Genomic DNA, 354 nt, shown 5'->3' with positions numbered 1-354 from the left:
TGCGGGTCAAGATCCGCGACGCGGACAGCCGCATGGTCAAGAACAAGGCCGTCTATGTTGCTCTCGGCGTCAACAGGGATGGCATGCGCGAGGTTCTGGGTCTGTGGATTGCCGACAACGAGGGCGCCAAATTCTGGCTTTCGGTGATGACGGAACTGAAGAACCGCGGGGTGCAGGACATCCTGATCGCGGTCGTGGACGGTCTCAAGGGTTTCCCTGACGCCATTACCGCCGCCTTCCCGGACACGGCCGTGCAAACCTGCATTGTCCACCTCGTGCGCCACTCGCTGAACTTCTGCGCCTGGAAGGACCGCAAGGCAGTGGCTGCGGACCTGCGTCGGATTTACAGCGCCC

Annotated in this window: 1 protein-coding gene; it reads left to right on the top strand. The window is 62.1% G+C overall.

The window, feature by feature from the left end; genetic code table 11:
* Positions 1-354: transposase (locus GZH79_RS12005; protein WP_211644030.1), on the top strand; the 354-nt coding region annotated here is incomplete at both ends.

This window comes from Loktanella sp. SALINAS62 (assembly GCF_018263905.1).
Lineage (GTDB): Bacteria > Pseudomonadota > Alphaproteobacteria > Rhodobacterales > Rhodobacteraceae > Loktanella.
The sequence above is the reverse complement of the archived record's forward strand: the minus strand, read 5'-3'. Positions and strand labels throughout refer to the sequence as shown.